Origin of the sequence: Idiomarina sp. ST10R2A5 (genome assembly GCF_051842325.1) — a bacterium.
Lineage (GTDB): Bacteria > Pseudomonadota > Gammaproteobacteria > Enterobacterales > Alteromonadaceae > Idiomarina > Idiomarina abyssalis.
Genome location: NZ_JBNIEX010000051.1, coordinates 1 through 257, shown reverse-complemented (window position 1 = coordinate 257; position 257 = coordinate 1). Strand labels below are relative to the sequence as shown.

Annotated in this window: 1 protein-coding gene; it reads right to left on the bottom strand. The window is 43.6% G+C overall.

Annotated features, from left to right (window positions below; genetic code table 11):
- Nucleotides 1-33: 33 nt before the first annotated feature.
- Nucleotides 34-257: HNH endonuclease (locus ACP7FG_RS13090; RefSeq protein ID WP_439226641.1), on the bottom strand; the 224-nt coding region annotated here is incomplete at its 5' end.

Sequence of the window (257 nt, the reverse complement as noted above, 5' to 3'; positions counted from 1 at the left end):
CCTACCAAAGTGGTGCTGAGAAGAATACAATATCTAATTTGAGGAGGAAAGATGTGGTCTCAAAGGAATTCCTTCCCAGTTCGAGTGGCATGATGAACACATGGCGACGAGGTTTGATTCGTCGTTTCGACTTTTAGCATCATCAAATTCTGAGGCCGGGATGATATGATGAATGTGCAACCCTTGTCCGGTTTTTTCTATGTGGTCTTCTTGAGACAGACCACAAGATTGGCAACAATATCCGTCTCGTTCAAGTA